Origin of the sequence: Salipiger sp. IMCC34102 (assembly GCF_004145405.1) — a bacterium.
In the GTDB taxonomy this organism is placed as follows: Bacteria; Pseudomonadota; Alphaproteobacteria; order Rhodobacterales; family Rhodobacteraceae; genus Loktanella.
In genome coordinates this window covers 137,175-157,636 of record NZ_SELQ01000004.1, presented here as the reverse complement: position 1 = coordinate 157,636, position 20,462 = coordinate 137,175, and the positions used below count along the sequence as shown (strand labels likewise).

The window sequence follows — 20,462 nt, the reverse complement described above, 5'->3', positions numbered from 1 at the left end:
ATGGGTAGCAAGGGAGGCGCGCGATGGCACGGGCAATCATGATTCAGGGCGCCGGGTCGAACGTCGGCAAGTCGATGCTGGTGGCCGGCATCGCGCGGGCCGCGCGCAACCGGGGCCTGTCGGTCGCGCCGTTCAAGCCGCAGAACATGTCCAACAACGCCGCCGTCACGGAAGACGGGGGCGAGATCGGCCGGGCGCAGGCCCTTCAGGCGCGGGCCTGCGGGCGTGCGCCGCGGGTCGACATGAACCCGGTGCTGCTGAAGCCCGAAACGGACCAGGGCGCGCAGGTGGTCGTGCAAGGCCAGCGCCTGACGACCGTGCGCGCCCGCGACTACGCCGCCCTCAAGCCGCAGCTGATGCCGCGCGTACTCGACAGTTTCCGTCGCCTCGCCACGGGCTGCGATCTGGTCGTCGTCGAAGGCGCAGGCAGCCCGGCGGAGATCAACCTGCGGACCGGCGACATCGCCAACATGGGTTTTGCCGAGGCCGCGGGCGTGCCCGTCGTGCTGGTGGGCGACATCGACCGCGGCGGGGTCATAGCACAGCTCGTCGGAACGAAGGCGGTGCTGCCGTCCGACGATGCCGCCCGGATCACGGGGTTCGCGGTCAACAAGTTCCGCGGTGACCTGTCGCTCTTCGACAGTGGCATGGCCGAGATCGCGCGCCGCACGGGCTGGTCATCGCTCGGCGTCGTGCCCTGGTTCGCGCAGGCCTGGAAACTGCCGGCGGAGGACGTGATGGACATCGCCTCGCGCAAGGGAGGTGCTGTCAAGGTGGTCGTGCCGCGGCTGAACCGGATCGCCAATTTCGACGATCTCGACCCGCTGTCTGTGTCCTCCGGCGTCAGCGTGGAGATCGTGCCGGAAGGGCGGCCGCTGCCGCTGGACGCGGATCTGATCGTGCTGCCGGGGTCGAAGTCGACGATCGCCGATCTGGCGCATTTCCGCGCGCAGGGCTGGGACATCGACCTGGCCGCGCACCTGCGGCGCGGTGGTCACGTGCTGGGGATCTGCGGCGGCTACCAGATGCTGGGGCGGCGGATCAGCGATCCGGACGGATTGGAAGGCCCCCCCGGCGCGGTGGAGGGGCTGGGCCATCTCGATGTCGAGACGGTGCTGCATCCGCGCAAGCGTCTTGCACTGAGCGCCGCGCATTACCGCCCCACCGGCGACCCGGTGTCGGGATACGAGATCCACCTGGGCCAGACCACCGGCCCCGATGCGGAGCGCGCCTGGCTGGATTTCGACGGCAGACCCGAGGGGGCCGCTTCCGCCAATGGCCGCGTCATGGGGTGCTACCTGCACGGGCTTTTCGCCGCGGACGCGTTCCGGCAGGCCTACCTCGACCGGATCGGCCACCCCGCCCCGGTCGAGGATTACGACGCAACGGTCGAGACGACGCTCGACGCGCTGGCTGCGCATATAGAGACCTACCTGGACATGGATCGCCTGCTGGCACTTGCGGAAGAGGTCTGAGCCCGGTTCCGGGAGAAGCGGGTCGGTCGGGTCGCCCTTTGTTTGCCCCGCCGGACCTCAGTCGAAGTCGCTGGTGGACAAGGCGCGGTGGATCTCGCGCCGGACCAGCTTGCGGACGTTGCGCGTCACGCGTTCTCCCATCCGGCCCTGCAGTTCCTCGCGGACGATGTCACGGACGACCTGCGCCAGGGCTTCGCGCGTGATGCCGCCACCGCCTTCGAGGTAGTAGTTCAGCTGCTCGCGTTCCGCGGCGTCGAAATCCTCATCCGAAAGCGGCATCAGGTCGTCGTGATGCTCGTCCTCCTCCGCACGGCGGGCCGCTGCGCCATGGGCCTCCTGGTGGCGGAAGACTGGCTCCGCCGCATCCTCGCGGTCGTCGCGCGTCTCTTGCGTCCCGAAGATCCGCTGCGCCTCGGCCAGGGTGTTCGGCCAGTCCGACGGCGCGACCTCGACCGCATCCTCGATGGAGACATCGCCGCGGAAGCCCGCGCTGGCCCAGCTCTTGTCAAGGTCCGTGCCGGTGCCGTCGTCCTCCCAGTCGTCCGCCTGGCCCCGAACGGCGGCTTCCAGCTCGGCGATCGTGGCCAGAAGATCGGAGGCGGAGGACGTCGCGGGCGCATCCCGGCGGTCCGAGGGGCGCAACTGCAAGGGCGGTTCGACCTCTGGCGGTCCCTGCTCGGGGTCGAGGTCGACCCGGTGCGACGGCATCAGCACCAACCGCCCGACCCGCTTGCCCTCGCTCGGCGTCCGCCCGTCTGGCGCGGCCGCGGCGTCACCCGATCCTTCTGCCACCAGCCGGCGGATGGAGGACAGCACGTCCTCGATCTTCACGTTGGTCATGGCGTCGGACATGCGGGCTTCCCGGTTGACGTTGTGCGATGGTAGCCCGGTCGCGTTGATCGGACAACCAGGCGATGATTACTGGCCGATGGCGCTCAGGACGCGGTCCAGGGCCTGTCCCTGCCGCGACAGCGCGGGGGGCGCATCCTCGACCAGGTCGTAGTAGGCACTGGGATCGTAGATCTGGACCGGCAGGCGCAAATGTTCCGCCGTCATCAGGCCCATCGCCACGAGCACGGCGTAGGAAGCATTCACCTCTGCCACCTGGGCCTGGATGACGAGCGCCCGGGCGTCCAGAAGGTCCTGCTCGGCGTTCAGCACGTCCAGCGTGGTGCGGGCGCCCAGCGTCGCTTCCTCCCGGATTCCCTCGAAGGCCAGGCGCGCGGCGCGGACCTGTTCGGCGCTCGAGCTCAGCTGCGCCCGCGCGACCTGCAGGACGGCATAGGCGTTCGCGACCTGCTGGCGCACGGCCAGCGTCGTGATCCGCAACCCGGCGCGGGACTGGTCGCGTTGGGCCACGGCCTGCCGCACGGCCGAGGCGATCTGCCCGCCGGAATAGATCGGCCCGCCGAAGGACAGACCGACCGAATTACCGATGTCGCCGTTGAAGTCGGTCCCGATTTGCGCGTTGAGGTTCGCCTGCGGCTTGTAGGACGTCTCGGCCCGCGCGATGGACAGCTCCGAGGCGGCGACGTTGAACTGGGCCTGCAGGATGTCGGGGTGGTTGCGCATGGCGACCGCGATCGCCTGCGCCTCCGTGTTGGAAACGGGGGCGGGCTGCGCGCTGCTGATGGACCCCGGCTCGCGTCCGACGGCGGCCTCGAACTCGGCCTCCGCCTGTTCCAGGTCGCCCCGGGCCTGCACCAGCAGGCTGCGCGATTCCGCCAGACGCGCCTGCGCCAGCGCCACGTCGGTGCGCGTGACCTCTCCGACCTCGAAGCGGTCGTTGGCGGCCCCCAGCTCCTGTTGCAGAAGGCTGACGTTGTTCTCGCGCAGGCGGATGAATTCCTGCGCCGAAATGATCGCCATGTAGGCCTGCACCGCCCGGAACAGCACCTGCTGCTCGGCCGAGCGCAGGGCCTGGCGCGTGCCGAGGACCAGTTCCTTCTGTGCTGCGACGGCGTAGCGGTTCGCCCCGCCATCGTAGAGGTTCAGCTGACCCGTCAGCGACAGGCTGCCGGTGAAGCGGTCTGCGCCGGGGGCACGGGGGCTTTGCGTGTTGATCGACGAGGACCAGCTGATCACCGGCAGAAGCTGCGACACCGCCTGGGCCACGTCCTCGTCCGCGGCGCGCAGCACGGCGCGGTTCTGCACCAGAAGGCCGGAGTAAGCATAGGCGTCCGTCAGCGTCTGGACGAGGTTGTCGGCATGGGCGGAGGTCACGCTCACCGTCAGGCACAGCGCGGTCAGGGCGGCTTTCGCGAACCGGCTCATAGCGCGAAGCTCCGGGCCTTCTGAAAGCCCGGCAGAAGGGGCGCGCCCGCGTTGAAGGCGTAACGCCAGGCCAGGCGCCCACCGGACTTGACGCCGATGCGCGCGGTGCCGAGCGCGCCTTCGACGAACAGGGCCGCGACCCGGCCGCCGTCCTTGACCTGTTCGACAAGGCTGTCGGGAACCTGTTCGACCGCGCCGTGGATCAGGATCAGATCGTAGGGGCCCGACGCCGCACAGCCGTCTTCGAGCGGGTTGGTCATGACCGCGGCGTTGTCGATGCCGTGATCGGACAGGTTGGCCTGCGCTTCCTCGGACAGGCGTTCGTCGGATTCGACGGCCACCACGAAATCGACGAGATGGGCCGCGACGGCCGTCGAGTAGCCAAGCCCGCAGCCAAGGTCGAGCATCACGTCGGTCGGCTGGATATCCAGCGCGTCCAGCATCTTGGCCAGCGTGCGCGGCTCGAGCATGACGCGGCCCCCGGGCAGGGTCAGGTTCTCGCCCACGTAGGCGGCCTCGATCATGGAAGAGGGTACGAAATCTTCTCTCGGGACCGAGAGCAACGCGTCGATGATCGGGAATTTGGTGACGTCAGAGGGCCGCACCTGCGTGTCGACCATCATCGTCCTGCGTGTTGCAAAATCTGCCACGGTGTCCTGTCCACTCGATTGCTTTTTCCAAGTGATGCCATAGGTGGCCCCGAGCGGCAATGTTCGTGTCAAGGGCAGCGACGCTTTGCCCCCGAGTGTTGCGTGCCATCGGTTGACCCCGGGCGCGAAGCTGTCTATCCGGGGCCTCGGACGGCGAGTGGGCAGGTAGGTTATGCAGCGGATTGCAAATCCGTGTAGACCGGTTCGATTCCGGTACTCGCCTCCAATTTCCGACATCGTTGGGCCACGGGGGGATCGCGGTCCCGATCCGTGCCGCAGCCCTGCCCGACGTGCGAGGAAACACCGCCATGCCTGACCCGTTCGAGATCTTCGCGACCGCCCCGCCCGGGCTGGAGCACCGGCTGCGCCGCGAGGTGCTGGACAAGGGGTTCGCGGGGGCCGATGCCACGGCGGGCGGGGTGACGATCACCGGCGGCTGGGACGACGTCTGGCGCGCGAACCTGGAGCTGCGCGGCGCGGGCCGCGTTCTGGCGCGGATCGGGTCGTTCCGGGCGTTTCACCTGGCCCAGCTCGACAAGCGGGCGCGCAAGTTCGACTGGGGGGCCGTGCTGCGCCGCGACGTGCCCGTCCGGGTGGAGGTCGCGACCGACCGGCGCTCCAAGATCTATCACGGGCGCGCCGCGACGGAACGGATCGAGAAGGCCCTGCGCGAGGAGCTTGGCGCCCCCATCGCCGCCGATGCCCCCGTCACGCTGAAGGTGCGCATCGACGACAACCTCGTGACCTTCAGCGTCGATACCAGCGGCGAGAGCCTGCACAAGCGCGGCCACAAGGAAGCGGTCGGCAAGGCCCCGATGCGAGAGACGCTGGCCGCCCTTTTCCTGGCCGAATGCGGCTACGACGGGACGGAGCCGGTGGTCGATCCGATGTGCGGCTCCGGCACCTTCGTGATCGAGGCCGCCGAGATCGCGGCAGGCCTGCAACCCGGCCGGTCCCGCGCGTTCGCGTTCCAGCATCTGGCGACATACGATCCGGACCGCTTCGCCGCCCTGAAACGCCCCGCAGGTCCCGCGCCCGAACTACGCTTCCACGGCTCCGACCGCGATGCGGGTGCCGTCGCGATGGCGATGCGGAACGCCGCGCAGGCTGGCGTGGCGGGGTTTGCGCATTTTTCGCATCATGCGGTCAGCGATCTCGCGCGTCCCGAAGGACCGCCGGGGCTGGTCATCGTGAACCCGCCCTACGGCGCGCGGATCGGAGATCGAAAGCAGCTCTTCCCGCTCTATGGGGCTTTGGGGAAGACGCTGTCCGAGCGCTTCTCCGGCTGGCGGGTCGGCGTGGTCACGTCGGAGGGGGGGCTCGCCAAGGCCACCGGATTGCCGTTCGAGCCCACGAAGATCACCGTCCCCCACGGTGGCCTGCGGATCACCTTGCATCGAACCGGCCCGTTGCCATGATCGCCGCGACCACCTGCTGGGGGGGCTGGTCGATGTCGACCGTCACGGCATCCTCGTCCGGGCCGGGCGGTTCCAGCGTGGCGAACTGGCTGTCGAGCAGCGTGGCCGGCATGAAATGGCCCGGACGATGGCTGACACGGTCGAGCAACACCTCCCGGTCGCCAGCAAGGTGGACGAAGACGACCGGGCCGGCCAGCGCGCGGATCCGGTCGCGGTAGCTGCGCTTGAGGGCCGAGCAGGCGATGACCTTGCGGTCTCCGGCCAGCGCGTGTCCGACCGCGTCCAGCCAGGGCGCGCGGTCGGCGTCGTCCAGCGGAATGCCGGCGGCCATCTTGTCGATGTTGTGCTGCGGATGCAGGTCGTCGCCGTCCTGGAAGGCTAGCCCCAACCTGTCCGCCAGCATCGCCCCGATGCGGGACTTGCCGCAGCCCGACACCCCCATCGCGACGATCCGGTGGGCCGGGGGCTGGTCCTTGGTCCCGCCGTCTGTCGTGTCGTGCGCCATCATGTCCCTCCGATATCGCGCGCGGCGATGGCCGTGGCCTTGAGAATTGCGTGGATCCCCTGCCCCGCCGCCAGCCCCATGGCCTGCGCCGAGCGTCGCGTGATCCGTGCCAGTAGCCGGTCCTCGCCCGTGCGCAAGGACACCGCGACGCCCGGCCCCTGCCCATCGGTCAGCCCCTCGATCCGGCAGGAGAGGATATTGAGCGCGCTCAACCCCTGCGGAGGAGCGGTGGACAGGATCACCTCGGAGGCGGGCACCCGCAGGCGGACCGCGGCCCCCGCCGGTCCCAAGTGTCCGGGCAGGATCAACTGCGCCGCGCTCAGGGCGATCGTGGTCAGATCGTCGGCGGCGTCGTAGCGCAACACGCGGCCCGTCAGCACGGCCCCCGCCTCTCGCGGACCCACGAGGGGGACGGCGGCGGGATCCGACAGGACTTCCTCTATCGGGCCCGCGCGACGGACGGCGCCTTGCTCGAGGATGACCAGCGTGCGGGCCAGACGCGCGACCTCGGACATGTCGTGGCTGACGTAGAGGATCGGCACCCCGGTCCGGTCGCGCAGCCGTTCGAGATAGCTCAGCACCTCGGCCTTGCGGGGCGCGTCGAGGGCCGCGAGCGGTTCGTCCATGGCCAGAAGCTGCGGATCGCTCATCAGAGCGCGCCCCAGGCCCACGCGCGAGGTCTCTCCGCCCGAAAGCGTGGCGGGGCGGCGGTCCAGGAGGGGGCCGAGCCCCAGCAGGTCGATCACCGCGTCGCGCTCGTGCGTGCCGCCGTAGGCCAGGTTCTGCGCGACGGTCATGTGCGGGAAGAGCCGTGCATCCTGGAAGACGTAGCCGATCCGGCGCCGGGCGGGCGGCAACCGGGTGATGTCGCGGCCACCGATGCGGACGTGGCCGGCGTCGGGCCGCAGGAGCCCCGCGACCGTTTTTACCAGCGAGGTCTTGCCCGACCCCGACCGGCCGAAGATCGCGGTGACGCCGGCGGGCGCCGTGAAGGCCGCAGCCAGGGTGAACTGCCCCAGCCGCCGGGTGACGTCGACCTCGATCATCCGCGGATCCGGGCCTGCATCCGGCGCGACAGCACCTCGGCCAGCCCGAGCGTCCCCAGCGCCAGGGCCACGCTGATCGCCACCAGCACCGCCACCGCGCCGTCGCTGCCGGGGACTTGCAGCAGGCTGTAGATCGCGGTGGGGATCGTCCGGGTCTGTCCGGGGATCGCGGCGACGAAGGTGATGGTGGCCCCGAATTCGCCCAGCGCCTTGGCGAACCCCAGCACCGCCCCCGCCAGAAGCGCGGGCGCGATGAGCGGCAAGGTCACGCTGGCGAAGATGCGGGCCCGCGAGGCGCCGAGGGTGGCCGCGGCCTCCTCAAGCCCGGGATCGACCGCTTCGAAGCCCAGGCGGATCGCGCGAACGACCAGCGGGAAGGCCATGATCGCGGCGGCCAGCGCCGCCCCGGTCCAGCGAAAGGCGAGCGTGATCCCGAAGCTGTCGCGCAGGACCGCGCCGACCGGGCCCTGCGTGCCGAAGACGACCAGCAGCAGGTAGCCCGTGACGACCGGCGGCAGGACCAGCGGCAGGTGCACGAGACCGTTGAGAAGCCCCCGCCCCCGGAAACGCTTCCGCGCCAGAAGCCAAGCCACGAGCGTCGCCAGCGGCAGGCTGCACAGGGTCGCCACGAAGGCGATCCGCAAGGACAGCGTCACCGCGTCCCAAGGGATCGCCTGGAGCATCACTGCGCGTCCAGCGGCAGGAACCCCGCGCCGAGGAAGGCCGTGCGCGCCGCCTCGGACTGCAGGTCCGCCAGGAAGGCCGTGGCCGAATCTTCTGCCCCGCCCGCCACGACGGCGGCCTGATAGAGGATCGGTGCGTGGGAATCTTCGGGGATGCGGGCGACGATCTTCAGCGTAGGCTCCACCCGCGCGTCGGTGGCGTAGACCATCGCCAGCGGCACCTCGCCCCGGGCGGCCAGGGCCAGCGCCGCGCGGACGTTGTCGGTTTCGGCCAGCCGCGGTTCGAGCGCCTCCCACAGTCCGAGTGACGTGAGCGCCTGCTTCGCGTAGATGCCCGCGGGCACGGAGGTGGTCAGACCGATGGCCAGCCGACCGGACACGCCCAGCGCCTCCACGATGGACGCCAGCGTCAGGTCGAGGTCCGGCGTCTCGCTCGCGCCGACCAGCACCAGCGCGTTGGACAGAAGGTCGGTGCGGCTGCCCTCGACGAGGGCACCCTCGGCCGCGAGCGCTTCCATCCAGTCGGGATGAGCGAGGAAAACGAGGTCGGCGGGCGCGCCCTGCATGACCTGCCGCGCCAACGTGCCGGAGCCGCCGTAAGTGACCGTGACCTGCGGGTGGCGCAGGGCGATCTCGTCCAGCGGCTCCTTCAGGCTGGCGGCGGCGAAGACGGTGATCGGCTCTTCTATCGTCTCGGGCGGTGCCGTGCCTGCGGCCGGATCGGCCCCCTGCGCGACGGCGGGTGCGGCGATCAGGGTCAGGGCGAGGGCAAGGCTGCGGATCATGGGGCGACTATTCCGTGCATGAGGGATGGGGACAAGGTCTACATCCAACGCGCCAGACGCGCCGAGAGGGCCGCGACCCCTGCGCGCACCTCCTCCGACACCGGGCCGTCGTGCGGGGGATCGCGCAGGGTGGTCACCCAAGGCTCAGGCGGGATGACGATGCGCCTTTGGCCCTCCCACCGCAGGGCGCGCAGGACCGCTTGCGCGGGGGCGGGCAGGATGTCGGGAATTTCGTGTCCGTTCACGATGGCCCAGTTGCCGGACCACAGCCGTCCCACCGACCAGGGATTGTACCCCCCGCCGCCCAGGACCATCAGGCGCGGGGCAAGCGGCATGAGTCCGCGCAGGATGTCCCAATGGGCGTTGTTCGACAGCTCCAGCCGGGATTGCGGGTCCTCTGTCACGCCGTCGGCGCCGCATTGCAGGACGATGGCATCGGGCGCGAAGGCGGCCACGGCGGGCAGGATGACCGCGTCCCGCGCCAGCGCCATGTCGCCGTCGCGCGCCCCGCGCCGCAGCGGCAGGTTGAAGACCTGCCCCGCCCCCGCGTCCGTGATCGGCCCGGTGCGTGGCCAGCGCCCTGCCTCGTGGGTGGAGATCAGCAGCGTGTCGGGATCGTCGCGGAAGGCATGATCCACGCCGTCGCAATGATGCGCGTCGATATCAACGTAGGCGATCCGCCGCGCGCCCGACCGGCGCAGCGACTGGATGCCCAGCACGGGATCGTTGAGGTAGCAAAACCCGTTCGCCCGGTCCGGCATCCCGTGGTGCGTCCCCCCCGCGGGGGTGAAAACCGTGCCGGGGTCGCGCAGCAGCTCGCCGGCGAGCATCGCCGCCCCGGCGGAGGTCGCGGGCCTGCGCCACATCTCCTCGAAGATCGGGTTGTTGCCGGTGCCCAGCGCGTGGCGGGCGCGGACGGCCTCCTTCACGCTCTGGGTCCGCTCCGCCTCCTTCAGGGCGGCGAGGTAGGCGGGCGTGTGGAAGGACGTCAGCGCCGCTGCCTTCGCGCGGGGCGAGGTCAGATATTGTCCCGCCGCGATCCAGCCCATGGCACGGCACAGGTCCATGACCGTCGAGACCCGCGGCACCCGCAGGGGGTGATGCGGACCATAGGAGGAATGGCGGTAGATCTCTGATCCGATGAAGAGTGGCGCGCGCATGGGTATCGAGATTGGAACGGGACCGCCTGACAAGACCATGCGCGGGCGGCGGTTGCAAAGGGCATGCCGAGGGGACCCCGTCGAAACGGACCGGCAGACGCGGGCACGCGCGCCGAATCAGCTGGTCCACCTCGCGCAGCGGAGCCATGTCCGACGCCGCTTTGCCGACCTGACCGCCCGGTTGTTTCGAATTCCAGATAAACCCGGTGCAATCTGCGGGTTTGTCCGCGCTCTCGCCGATCTTGCAACCCTGACACGAGAATGTGCTGGGCGCCTTGCCCTGCAAGGGGATATAGAAGCGCCATTCCCGGTAAGAGCGTTTTCAGATGTCATTCACCATCCTGCGCGGCAAGAAGCAGATCGAAACCATTAATCAAACAACTCCGACGCGCTCGATGCGCTGCAGAAGAACGACACGCTGATCATCTCGGGCGAGGTGCTGCTCGACCCGATCCGCATCGGGGTTCGGAACATGACCCTGTTCAACGACGGCCCCCCGGTGGAGGTCGTCGTCTCTGCGGGGGTCTCTCGCATCTACCTGGGCGCGGGGGCCAACGCCGTCGTCACCACCGAGGGAGAGAACACGGCCGTCTACGGGGCCACGGCGGACACGATCTACGGCGGCGGTGACGGGGCCGACAGCTTCAAGGGCGGCGCGGGCGACGAGACGCTTTTCGGCGGCGCGGGCGACGACCGGCTCGAAGGGGGTGGCGGCAACGATTTCATCGTCACCGGTGCGGGGCAGGACTGGGCCAAGGGCGGCGCGGGCGACGACATCATCGTGGCGACCGCGGGCATGAACCGGATCACCGGCGGGACCGGGGCCGACACGATCGAGGTGCACCTCGATGCGGGTCAGGATACCATCAACTTCGACTTCGACACCGGCCAGGATCGCCTGGACATCGTTGGCTTCGGCGCCCTGTCGAGCTTTGCCGAGGTGCGCGCCGCGGGTGGTGATATCTACGAGAATTCCAAGGGCGACAGCCAGATCCGGCTGGGGGACGCCAAGGTCGAGTTGCGTGGCGTCACGCTCGAACAACTTCAATCCGCGACCGTGACGTTCGTCGAAACAGGGCGCCCCCTGCCCTACAACCCGCAGACCGACAAACCCGCCGAGGACACGTCCTCCGACCCGGGCGTTCCGCCCGATGTCATCATGGTCGGCGACGCCGAATACAAGCTGCGCGACGACGAACCGCTGCACGCCAACTTCAAGACCCAGGATGCCGCCGGAAACTGGTATTCGCCGGATTACTTCGTGCTCGTCGCGGGCGGCCAGTCGAACATGGTGGGGTCTTCCAAGACCGGCAGCTTCATCATGAACGACGACGTGATGGCCTACGACTGGTTCAACGACGAGATCATCAAGGGCGATTACGGTGCCTTCCCAGCGACGCTGCATGACGGGGCCGCGGCGCGCAACAACCTCTATTTCCCGATGGCGGTGGAGCTGACGGAGGCGCTGATGCGTCCCGTGCTGGTCGTGAACCGCGCCTATTCGGGTTCGCGCATCGACACCTGGCTGGAAAGCAAGGTCGGCACCAACTGGGCCAAGCTGACCGACAGCGTGAGCAAGGCACTGGCCCACGTGGGGCAGTCGAAGGCGGACGCCTTCATCTGGCACCAGGGCGAAAGCGACTATCCGATCAAGACCCATGCCTTCGTCGACCTGCTGGAGGAGTTGATCGACCAGGTCCGCGGCAGCGGGTGGGCCGCGCCGGACCTCGACATCGTGATGGGCGAACTCAGCCGCGAGGGCACGAACTTTGCCCAGAACGCGGCGTTCCAGCTCATGGAGATCGCGGGCGAAGACCCCGACCTGCGCTTCGTCAGCTCCGTCGGGCTGGCGTCGGACGACCTCAACGGCGTGCATTTCAACGGCACCGCGCTGGAGGAATTCGGCCACCGCTTCGCGCAGACCTTGCTGGACCTGCGGGACGGCATCCCGATCGCGCCGAACACCGCCCCGACCCCGGTCACGGGTGGCAAGGTCGGCAGCTTGACGATGCGCGAGGGCGAGGAGCTGCGCGTCGACGTCTCGAGCTACTTCACCGACGCGGAGGGGGATGACCTGTTCTATTACAGCTACCTCAGCCGCCGGTCCGAAAGCATGACCTTCGAGGATCAGGATACGAACGAGATCGTACTGCGACCGGATTATTCCTCCGTCGGGGAGTACCGCGTCTTCGTCTACGCCACGGACTGCGCCCTCGACGGCGAGAGCGTCTATTTCGACCTGACGGTGACGGGGGCGGTGCCGCTGGTCGCCACGTATACCGGCGCGGACTTCGGACGGCAGCTTTACAGCTACCGCGACTTCGACACCGGCCAGGCGAGCCTCACGCAGAACCGCGGCATCGACGTGCTGGACCAGGCGGCCTTCGGGTCGGCGGCGACGGCGATGCTCACCGGCGAAAGCCTGCACGTGCGGGGCGGGGCGGAGATCTTCGCCGACTTCCGCCTGGCCGACGACGTCGGCCGCGTCAGCTTCTACGGCGAGGCGCGTTTCGACGTCTTGGGCAACGACCTGGACAACCGCTTCGTCGGCAATGCCGCGACGAACGCGATGTTCGGCGGTGCAGGCAACGACTTCCTGTTCGGTGACGGCGGCGACGATCGCCTTTTCGGCGGGGACGGCTCGGATCGCCTGTACGGCGGGGCGGGCGACGATCTGCTGGTCGGCGGCCCCGGCAACGACCGGGTGCACGGCGGCGCGGGGCGCGACACCTTCGTGCTGTCCGCCGGCGCCGGATACCTGACCATCGAGGATTACACCGCGGAGGACACCATCGCGCTTGCGGGGTTTGACGGGATCGACACCTTCGACGATCTGCTCGCACGGGCGTCGCGGATCTTCGACAACCAGGGCCGCGCGATCATCGACATCGACGACCAGCGGCTGGTGCTGAACGATGTCGCGACGGACGACCTTTCCGCCGACATGTTCGACTTCATCTAGATCGACCGCGCCCCGGCCTCGGGGCGATCCGGCGCGTCGACCGCGCGGCAAAACGACGCGGGCGCGACACGGATTGGCGGGGGTGGACTGGCGATCCCGGAAGGACTCGAACCCTCGACCTGCCGATTAGAAGTCGGCTGCTCTATCCAGCTGAGCTACGAGACCGCTATGGCCGGTTTTGCAGGCTGAGACCGCGTTTGGCAAGCGCATTGGCCTGCGGCGGCGCGCAAAGGTCAGTGTGTCCAGGCGCCGCGACGGTTGGTGGCGAAGTTCTCTCCGTAGCCGCCCGCGCGGACGTTGGCCTTGCGCTGCTGGGGATCGGTCACGACCGCGTCGAGGCCCTTGTCCTTGGCGTAGGCCAGCGCCTCTTCCTTGGTGTCGAAGAACAGGCGCACCTGGCTTTGCGTGTCGTCGGACGAGGTCCAGCCCATCAGCGGGTCGATGTCCCGGCCGCTGGTGTCCACGAAATCCAGCACCCAGCGCTTGGTCTTGGCGGTACCCGACGACATGGCGGTCCGGGCGGGGCGGAAGATGCGGGCTTGCATGGGCAGTCTCCTGTTCGACGTATCGCTTATCGGGCTTCAGCGGCGCGCGTGCAAGAGGAACCCGCAGCCGCGCCGCCGTGTTGGACAGGCAGATGATCGAGAAAGGATACGACATGATGAATATCAAACTGCCTCTCGCCGCCACCGCCCTACTGCTGGCCACCCCCGCACTTGCCGAGACGCACGGCATGGAAGGCTTCAGCGCCGAAGTGCAATCGAACGAGGATATCACAGGCTCCGTCACCGTGACCGAGGAAACCTCCGGCGTCTTCGTCGTGACGGTCGATCTCGAGGGCGTGCCCGAAGGCGTCCATGGCATTCACCTGCATGAGACGGGCGATTGCTCGGCCGATGACTACTCCAGCGCGGGCGGCCACCTGGCCGACGGGCGTGAGCATGGCGTGAAGGTCGAAGGTGGTCCGCACCCGGGCGATCTGCCGAACGCGACCGTGGGCGCCGATGGCGTGCTGAGCGTGACGCACTTCAACACCTTCCTCACGACCGAGATGATGGCCGACGAGGACGGCACGGGCTTCATCGTGCACTCGGACCCCGACGACTACGAATCGCAGCCCTCCGGTGACGCGGGTTCGCGCATCGCCTGCGCCGTGCTGGTCGAACCGCAATCCTAAGCCTTTCGGCTGAGTGACGACCGCCCGCGCCGGGACTTGAACCCCGGCGCGGGCGGTCGCATGTTCGGTGCATCCCCGCCCGAACCGTTCGAAGGACCCCCCGATGGCCTATGCCCAGACCGACAAGCGCGACCTGTCGGACGCCGCCTACCTGTCGAACCCCGCGCCGAACGTGCGCGAGCGCGAGAAGATGGAAGGCGGAAAGACCTTCAAGCTGGTGACGGAATTCGATCCCGCGGGCGACCAGCCCACTGCGATCCGCGAGTTGGCACAGGGCGTGCGCGATGGCGACCGGGACCAGGTCCTGCTGGGCGCCACCGGCACCGGCAAGACCTTCACCATGGCCAAGATCATCGAGGAAACCCAGCGCCCCGCGATCATCCTCGCCCCCAACAAGACGCTGGCCGCCCAGCTCTATGGCGAGTTCAAGGGCTTCTTTCCCGACAACGCGGTCGAGTATTTCGTCAGCTACTACGACTACTACCAGCCAGAGGCCTACGTCGCGCGGTCGGACACCTATATCGAGAAGGAATCCCAGATCAACGAGCAGATCGACCGGATGCGCCACTCGGCCACCCGGGCGCTGCTGGAGCGGGACGATGTGATCATCGTGGCCTCGGTGTCGTGCATCTACGGCATCGGCAGCGTCGAGACCTATGGGGCGATGACGCAGGACATCCACGTCGGCAAATCCTACGACCAGCGCAAGATCATGGCGGATCTCATCGCGCAGCAATACCGGCGCAACGACGCGGCCTTCCAGCGGGGCTGCTTCCGGGTGCGGGGCGATTCCCTGGAGATCTGGCCCGCCCACCTCGACGACCGGGCGTGGAAGCTGTCCTTCTTCGGCGAGGAGCTGGAGGCGATCACCGAATTCGACCCGCTGACAGGGGAGAAGACCGGCACCTTCGACAAGATCCGCGTCTACGCCAATTCGCACTACGTGACGCCCAAGCCCACGATGCAGCAGGCGATCATCGGCATCAAGAAAGAGCTGCGGATGCGGCTCGACCAGCTGGTGGCCGACGGCAAGCTGCTGGAGGCGCAGCGGCTGGAACAGCGCACCAACTTCGATCTGGAGATGCTGGAGGCCACCGGCGTCTGCAACGGGATCGAGAACTATTCCCGCTACCTCACAGGCCGCGCCCCGGGCGAGCCGCCCCCCACCCTCTTCGAGTTCATCCCCGACAACGCCATCGTCTTCGCGGATGAATCCCACGTCTCGGTCCCCCAGATCGGCGGCATGTACAAGGGCGACTACCGGCGCAAGTTCACCCTGGCGGAACACGGCTTCCGCCTGCCCTCCTGCATGGACAACCGGCCGCTGAAGTTCGAGGAATGGGATGCCATGCGGCCGCAGTCGGTCTTCGTGTCGGCCACGCCCGCAGACTGGGAACTGGACCAGGCAGGCGGCGTCTTCGCCGAACAGATCATCCGCCCCACCGGCCTTCTGGACCCCAAGATCGAGATCCGGCCCGTCGAGATGCAGGTCGATGACCTGCTCGACGAGGTGCGCCGCGTCGCCGCCGACGGTTACCGCACGCTGTGCACCACCCTGACCAAGCGCATGGCCGAGGACCTGACCGAATACATGCACGAACAGGGCATCCGCGTGCGCTACATGCACTCGGACATCGACACCATCGAACGGATCGAGATCCTGCGCGACCTGCGCCTGGGCGCCTTCGACGTGCTGATCGGGATCAACCTGCTGCGAGAGGGGCTCGACATCCCCGAATGCGGGTTGGTGGCGATCCTGGACGCCGACAAGGAGGGTTTCCTGCGCTCCGAGACGTCGCTGGTGCAGACCATCGGCCGCGCCGCGCGCAACGCCGATGGCCGGGTCATCATGTATGCCGACCGCATCACCGGCTCGATGGAGCGCGCGATGGCCGAGACCGACCGCCGCCGCGCCAAGCAGATCGCCTACAACGAGGAACACGGCATCACGCCGCAGACCGTGAAGAAGAACGTCGAGGACATCCTCGCCGGGCTCTACAAGGGCGACGTGGACATGAACCGCGTGACGGCCAAGGTCGAGCGGCAGGGCTCGAACATGAAGGCGGTGCTGGACGGTCTGCGCACCGACATGCGCAAGGCCGCCGAGAACCTCGAATTCGAGGAAGCCGCCCGCCTGCGCGACGAGCTGAAACGGCTGGAAGCGGTTGAATTGGCCGTGGCAGACGACCCCCTCGCGCGGCAACAGGCGGTGGACCGGGCGGTCGAGGAAAGCAGCGCGAAGTCAGGCCGCAGCACGATGGGCCGCGGCGGGATGCGAGGTGGTGTGAAGCGGAAGGGAAAGAAGGGACGGTAGCGTCAATCGCGCTTCGGCAGCAAAGCGTCGGGCTGATCCGATCGGTTCCCGTGGTCTTCGAGACCTACCGTCCCGATGAATTGGCCCGCGAAGCCTTTCGTTCGGATGACGGCCCATCGGGCGCAAGTCCGATCGCCAAGCTGAGGTCCGCGCCCAGGTCAGCCGCCTCGTAGGTGGGCCGCGGCGGTCGCGCCTCGACATCGACATGGCGCCGGATCCATCTGCGATCTTCGAGCTGTCGCAAGGATCCCGACAAGGACCTGTCCGATATATTCCGAAGCTCGTGTCTGATTTCGCCGAAAAACCGCGGCCGGTCGGTCACGGCGAGGATCGGAACCGTCCACGTCCGCCGGATCAGAGCGCCTTCCGACGGGTCGTGCACCAGCCCCTTGATCCTGCAGGCGATGCCGGCGGCCCTTTCGCCGTCTGCGGTCAATCGGAACTCGGGACGCAGCGGATGGCCGTGGCCAGGGTTGCGCTCGATCAGTCGCATGTCGAGCAGGTTTGCCAAGCTGCCCGCAAATGCCGATCGTCCCGCCCCCGTCGCGGAAAGAAGGGTCGTCTGACGTCCCGGCGTTCCGGACGCAAGCGCGGCGAGAATGTCCAGTGACCATGCGCGCGATGACAGATTGACAAGAAGGCTGATGTCCATAAAGGTTAGTAACTAAACAAGACGTGAAAGGGAACACCATGTCTGTCGTCGCCTTGAACAACACGATTACCTTCGCGATCTCGGTGCGAGACAGGTACTCGAGCGCACAGTGGTACAACCAGATGCTGGGGTTCGACCTGCTGTACCACATGGACGACGCTGGCTGGAGCGAGATGACGACCAAGACCGAAGGCGTCACCCTCGGGTTGGGAGAACAGGCGGAGCCTGCTCCCGGCAACACCGTTCCAGTCTTCGGTGTCAGTGACATTGAAGCAGATCGGGCCGCACTCGAAGCGGCAGGCGTTCGTTTCGATGGAGAGACCGAAACGATCGAAGGCATGGTGAGTACGGCAACCTTCTACGACCCGGACGGGAACGCACTCATGATCGCACAGGATTTGTCAAAATCGATGCAGGCCGTCGGCTGACGACATCGAGCGTGTAGACCCGGTCCCCCGGGTTCATACGTCGATCACCTGCGGTATTTCGGCAGCACGGCGTAATGGCAGGCGTCAGTGCCGGGTCCGGTCGCCCCGCCCCGTCACCGCTTTCACCAGCGCCACGATCAGCACGGCGCCGACGATCCCGATCGCCAGCACCGCAAGCAGCCCGGCCCCCACGACCGCCGTCACGCCCAGCGCCGCCAGCACGAAGGGAAACGCCACCGCGCCCAGCACCCCGGCGATGATGTATTTCCCCTTGCTCCCGCCCGTCACGACCGAGGCGACCAGCCCCGCGACGAGGCCGATGAGGGCCAGCAGGACGATGGCCGTCCAGCCGATGACTTCGAGAAAGGTTTCCATGGCCGTCTCCTACTTTGCCCAGCGCACGGTGCCGTCCGACCACGTGCCCCGCAGCGTCCGGCCCTTCGCCTTGACCAGAGGATAGCGCACCGACCAGTCGCGGAAACGGTCGTTCGACACGATTTTCAGCCCCTCCCGCCTTGCCAGTTCCAGGATCTCCGCATCGGCCACGACGCCCTTGTCCACCACGTGGACCTGTCGCGGCGGCAGGTTCACCCGGCGCGCCATGGCGAAGGCCCCCTGGAACTTGTCGTAGAGCACCCAGCCCACGTTGGCGTCGAAGATCACGATGGGGGTCAGCCCGCGCGCCTCGACCGCGCGGATCACGCGGATCAGCACCAGTTCGGACGCCTCGCCGCCCCAGTGCATGACGTTCGACCCGTCTACCACGACGCATGTCTCCGGCGGGGGTGCTGCGGTCTCGCGCGGGCGGCGCCGGGTCCGGTCGCGGCCCCGGTCCCGCCACATCAGGCCCGCCAGCACCACCAGCAAGAGCGCGGCTCCGATCGCCAGTACCGTTTCGTCGCTCATATAGCCCTCTGAATTTCGTCGATGCGACCTTGCATTTCCGCCCCGCATGAGGCAAGTGAGCGCCAGTGGGGTCGTAGCTCAGTTGGGAGAGCGCGTCGTTCGCAATGACGAGGTCGTCGGTTCGATCCCGATCGACTCCACCATCCACCCCGATTTATTTTCGCACCAACCCGCGCGGCTCTTGCAGCGCTTGCGCGGCATCCCATCTGCGCTCCATCGCACTTCCGCGACTTCAGGAGCTCCGCGCCATGCGCACCGCCATTCTCGCCCTCGCCCTGCTTGCCACCCCCGCCTTCGCCGACAGCACCAGCGGCACCGTCCTGGCCTTCGACCGCGTCGACATGATCCTCGTGATGAAGGACCGGACCGTCTGGGAACTGCCCTCCGATCTCGAACTGCCAGAGGATCTGAAGGCCAATGACCGCATCGTCATCGACTGGGACACCAACGGCGACAACGGCGTCGGCACCTTCAACTCGATCACCCGGGTCGAGGAGTAATCTGGCCTTAGCGATGCGCCCGGTCTGGCACTAACGCGGCGCATCGCTTGGCGCGACGATCGCGGACGGGCCCCCCCAAGCCCCCCGTCCCAGACCGGAGTGCCGCGATGACCTACCCTCTCAGCAACGATCCCTCGGCCATCGTCGAAGCGGACCGCGCCCACGTCTGGCACCACCTGATCCAGCACAAGCCATTCGAGACCATCGACCCGCGCGTGATGGTAGAAGGGAAAGGCATGCGAGTCTGGGACATCCGCGGCAAGGAACATATCGACGCCGTCTCGGGCGCGGTCTGGACCGTGAACGTGGGCTACGGGCGCAAGCGGATCGCCGACGCGGTCGCGGCCCAGCTGACCAAGCTGTGCTTTTTCGCCAGCGCCTCGGGAACGATTCCCGGCGCGCAGTTCGCGCAGATGCTGGTCGACAAGATGCCGGGGCTGAGCCGCGTCTACTACACCAGCTCGGGCTCCGAGGCCAACGAGAAGGCCTTCAAGATGGTGCGCCAGATCGCGCACAAGCATCACGGAGGACGCAAGCACAAGATCCTGTTCCGCGACCGCGACTACCACGGCACCACGATCGCCAACCTCTCCGCCGGCGGCCAGCAGGAGCGCAACGCGATGTACGGCCCCTTCGCGCCCGGGTTCGTGCAGGTGCCGCACTGCCTCGAATACCGCTCGGACGACGGCGGGGAAGGATACGGCCAGCGCGCCGCCGATGCCATCGAGGCGGTCATCCTGCGCGAAGGCCCCGACACGGTGGGCGCCCTGTGTCTGGAGCCGATCACCGCGGGCGGCGGCATCATCGTGCCGCCCAAAGGCTACTGGGAACGCGTGCAGGAGATCTGCCGCAAGTACGACATCCTTCTGCATATCGACGAGGTGGTCTGCGGCCTGGGCCGGACCGGTACCTGGTTCGGTTACCAGCAGTTCGGCGTGAAGCCCGACATCGTGACCATGGCCAAGGGGGTCGCCTCCGGCTACGCGGCGATCTCGTGCTGCGTGACGACCGAAGCCGTGTTCGAGCAGTTCAAGGACGACACCGATCACCTGGGCTATTTCCGCGACATCTCGACCTTCGGGGGCTGCACCGCGGGCCCGACGGCCGCCATCGAGAACATGGCGATCATCGAGGAAGAGGACCTTCTGGCCAATTCCGCCGCGATGGGCGTGCGGCTGATGGACAACCTCAAGGACCTCTCTCAGCGCCACCCGGCGATCGGCGACATCCGCGGCATGGGTCTTTTCGCCGGGGCCGAACTGGTCACCGACCGCGCCACGAAGGAGCCGGTGAGCGAAAAGCAGATCGCCGCGATCCTCACCGACTGCATGGCGCAGGGCGTGATCATGGGGGCCACCAACCGCTCGGTGCCCGGTTTCAACAACACCCTGCTCTTCGCCCCGCCGCTGATCGCGACCGCCGACGATATCGACCAGATCACGGGGGCCGTGGACACCGCCCTGACCCGCGTCCTGGGCTAGACGAGAGCCTTTTGACATAGTCCGGGCGCACATCAGGCGTGCCGGC

At 67.9% G+C, this 20,462-nt stretch carries 20 protein-coding genes and 3 tRNA genes; 10 read left to right on the top strand and 13 right to left on the bottom strand.

Annotated elements, in window-relative coordinates:
* Nucleotides 1-23: 23 nt before the first annotated feature.
* On the top strand, nucleotides 24-1,475 hold the full coding sequence (locus EU805_RS10305; RefSeq protein WP_129763891.1) for a cobyric acid synthase: 1,452 nt from the start codon (nucleotides 24-26) through the stop codon (nucleotides 1,473-1,475).
* Nucleotides 1,476-1,532: 57 nt separating this feature from the next.
* Here EU805_RS10305 and EU805_RS10300 read toward each other — a convergent pair whose 3' ends face one another.
* From EU805_RS10300 to EU805_RS10290, 3 genes are all read right to left on the bottom strand, one after another.
* Nucleotides 1,533-2,327 carry a hypothetical protein gene (locus EU805_RS10300; RefSeq protein WP_129763890.1) on the bottom strand — a complete coding sequence of 265 codons (795 nt, stop codon included), beginning with the start codon at nucleotides 2,325-2,327 and terminating at the stop codon, nucleotides 1,533-1,535.
* Between the two features lie 66 nt (nucleotides 2,328-2,393).
* Nucleotides 2,394-3,749, bottom strand: coding sequence for a TolC family outer membrane protein (locus tag EU805_RS10295; protein WP_129763889.1), 1,356 nt, complete (start codon nucleotides 3,747-3,749; stop codon nucleotides 2,394-2,396).
* Nucleotides 3,746-4,399: a protein-L-isoaspartate O-methyltransferase gene (locus EU805_RS10290; RefSeq protein ID WP_129763888.1), complete on the bottom strand. Its 654-nt coding sequence runs from the start codon at nucleotides 4,397-4,399 to the stop codon at nucleotides 3,746-3,748. The genes EU805_RS10295 and EU805_RS10290 overlap by 4 nt, the downstream gene beginning before the upstream one ends.
* 152 nt (nucleotides 4,400-4,551) lie before the next feature.
* Here EU805_RS10290 and EU805_RS10285 point away from each other — a divergent pair.
* Together EU805_RS10285 and EU805_RS10280 are read left to right on the top strand one after the other, a co-directional pair.
* Nucleotides 4,552-4,625, top strand: a tRNA-Cys gene (locus EU805_RS10285).
* An 82-nt stretch (nucleotides 4,626-4,707) separates the two neighbouring features.
* Complete coding sequence (locus EU805_RS10280) at nucleotides 4,708-5,817, top strand: class I SAM-dependent RNA methyltransferase (RefSeq protein WP_129763887.1); 1,110 nt, start codon at nucleotides 4,708-4,710, stop codon at nucleotides 5,815-5,817.
* On the opposite strand, the gene EU805_RS10275 is transcribed toward EU805_RS10280, so the two are convergent.
* The 5 genes from EU805_RS10275 to EU805_RS10255 are packed head-to-tail and all read right to left on the bottom strand — an operon-like array spanning nucleotide 5,786 to nucleotide 9,996.
* Nucleotides 5,786-6,325: a gluconokinase gene (locus tag EU805_RS10275; protein ID WP_242494120.1), complete on the bottom strand. Its 540-nt coding sequence runs from the start codon at nucleotides 6,323-6,325 to the stop codon at nucleotides 5,786-5,788. The two genes, EU805_RS10280 and EU805_RS10275, sit on opposite strands and share 32 nt — an antisense overlap.
* Nucleotides 6,322-7,368 (bottom strand): molybdenum ABC transporter ATP-binding protein, encoded by a 1,047-nt coding sequence (modC, locus tag EU805_RS10270; protein WP_129763886.1) that lies wholly within the window; start codon nucleotides 7,366-7,368, stop codon nucleotides 6,322-6,324. Before modC ends, EU805_RS10275 begins: the two co-directional genes overlap by 4 nt.
* Nucleotides 7,365-8,051 (bottom strand): molybdate ABC transporter permease subunit, encoded by a 687-nt coding sequence (gene modB, locus EU805_RS10265; protein ID WP_129763885.1) that lies wholly within the window; start codon nucleotides 8,049-8,051, stop codon nucleotides 7,365-7,367. The genes modC and modB overlap by 4 nt, the downstream gene beginning before the upstream one ends.
* Entirely contained in the window at nucleotides 8,051-8,836 is a 786-nt protein-coding gene (gene modA / locus EU805_RS10260) for a molybdate ABC transporter substrate-binding protein (RefSeq protein WP_129763884.1), read from the bottom strand. Before modA ends, modB begins: the two co-directional genes overlap by 1 nt.
* Before the next feature lie 38 nt (nucleotides 8,837-8,874).
* The gene (locus EU805_RS10255; RefSeq protein ID WP_129763883.1) at nucleotides 8,875-9,996 is read right to left on the bottom strand and encodes an acetoin utilization protein AcuC; all 1,122 of its coding nucleotides are present in this window, start codon (nucleotides 9,994-9,996) and stop codon (nucleotides 8,875-8,877) included.
* Between the two features lie 472 nt (nucleotides 9,997-10,468).
* Between EU805_RS10255 and EU805_RS10250 the strand changes: the two genes are divergently transcribed.
* Entirely contained in the window at nucleotides 10,469-12,958 is a 2,490-nt protein-coding gene (locus EU805_RS10250) for a sialate O-acetylesterase (RefSeq protein WP_129763882.1), read from the top strand.
* A gap of 88 nt (nucleotides 12,959-13,046) precedes the next feature.
* Here the strand turns inward: EU805_RS10250 and EU805_RS10245 are convergent.
* Nucleotides 13,047-13,123, bottom strand: a tRNA-Arg gene (locus tag EU805_RS10245).
* Nucleotides 13,124-13,191: 68 nt separating this feature from the next.
* Nucleotides 13,192-13,503 carry an ETC complex I subunit gene (locus tag EU805_RS10240; RefSeq protein ID WP_129763881.1) on the bottom strand — a complete coding sequence of 104 codons (312 nt, stop codon included), beginning with the start codon at nucleotides 13,501-13,503 and terminating at the stop codon, nucleotides 13,192-13,194.
* 113 nt (nucleotides 13,504-13,616) lie between these two features.
* On the opposite strand from EU805_RS10240, the gene EU805_RS10235 reads away from it, so the two are divergent.
* Nucleotides 13,617-14,135 carry a superoxide dismutase family protein gene (locus EU805_RS10235; protein WP_129763880.1) on the top strand — a complete coding sequence of 173 codons (519 nt, stop codon included), beginning with the start codon at nucleotides 13,617-13,619 and terminating at the stop codon, nucleotides 14,133-14,135.
* 103 nt (nucleotides 14,136-14,238) lie between these two features.
* Nucleotides 14,239-16,449, top strand: a complete 2,211-nt coding sequence (uvrB, locus tag EU805_RS10230; RefSeq protein WP_129763879.1) for an excinuclease ABC subunit UvrB — start codon at nucleotides 14,239-14,241, stop codon at nucleotides 16,447-16,449.
* A gap of 64 nt (nucleotides 16,450-16,513) precedes the next feature.
* Here uvrB and EU805_RS10225 read toward each other — a convergent pair whose 3' ends face one another.
* Entirely contained in the window at nucleotides 16,514-17,101 is a 588-nt protein-coding gene (locus EU805_RS10225) for a helix-turn-helix domain-containing protein (RefSeq protein WP_129763878.1), read from the bottom strand.
* A 38-nt stretch (nucleotides 17,102-17,139) separates the two neighbouring features.
* On the opposite strand from EU805_RS10225, the gene EU805_RS10220 reads away from it, so the two are divergent.
* A complete protein-coding gene (locus EU805_RS10220; protein ID WP_129763877.1) occupies nucleotides 17,140-17,529 on the top strand; it encodes a VOC family protein in 390 nt (129 codons plus the stop codon).
* An 84-nt stretch (nucleotides 17,530-17,613) separates the two neighbouring features.
* Here the strand turns inward: EU805_RS10220 and EU805_RS10215 are convergent, their stop codons facing one another.
* Together EU805_RS10215 and EU805_RS10210 are read right to left on the bottom strand one after the other, a co-directional pair.
* Nucleotides 17,614-17,904, bottom strand: a complete 291-nt coding sequence (locus tag EU805_RS10215; RefSeq protein ID WP_129763876.1) for a GlsB/YeaQ/YmgE family stress response membrane protein — start codon at nucleotides 17,902-17,904, stop codon at nucleotides 17,614-17,616.
* 9 nt (nucleotides 17,905-17,913) lie between these two features.
* On the bottom strand, nucleotides 17,914-18,435 hold the full coding sequence (locus tag EU805_RS10210) for a hypothetical protein (protein WP_165351927.1): 522 nt from the start codon (nucleotides 18,433-18,435) through the stop codon (nucleotides 17,914-17,916).
* 67 nt (nucleotides 18,436-18,502) lie between these two features.
* Between EU805_RS10210 and EU805_RS10205 the strand changes: the two genes are divergently transcribed.
* The 3 genes from EU805_RS10205 to EU805_RS10195 all read left to right on the top strand — a co-directional run bounded on the left by EU805_RS10205 (nucleotide 18,503) and on the right by EU805_RS10195 (nucleotide 20,416).
* Nucleotides 18,503-18,578 (top strand) — tRNA-Ala (locus EU805_RS10205).
* A 105-nt stretch (nucleotides 18,579-18,683) separates the two neighbouring features.
* Nucleotides 18,684-18,935 carry a hypothetical protein gene (locus EU805_RS10200; RefSeq protein ID WP_129763874.1) on the top strand — a complete coding sequence of 84 codons (252 nt, stop codon included), beginning with the start codon at nucleotides 18,684-18,686 and terminating at the stop codon, nucleotides 18,933-18,935.
* A gap of 107 nt (nucleotides 18,936-19,042) precedes the next feature.
* Nucleotides 19,043-20,416, top strand: a complete 1,374-nt coding sequence (locus EU805_RS10195) for an aspartate aminotransferase family protein (RefSeq protein ID WP_129763873.1) — start codon at nucleotides 19,043-19,045, stop codon at nucleotides 20,414-20,416.
* Nucleotides 20,417-20,462: the final 46 nt, after the last annotated feature.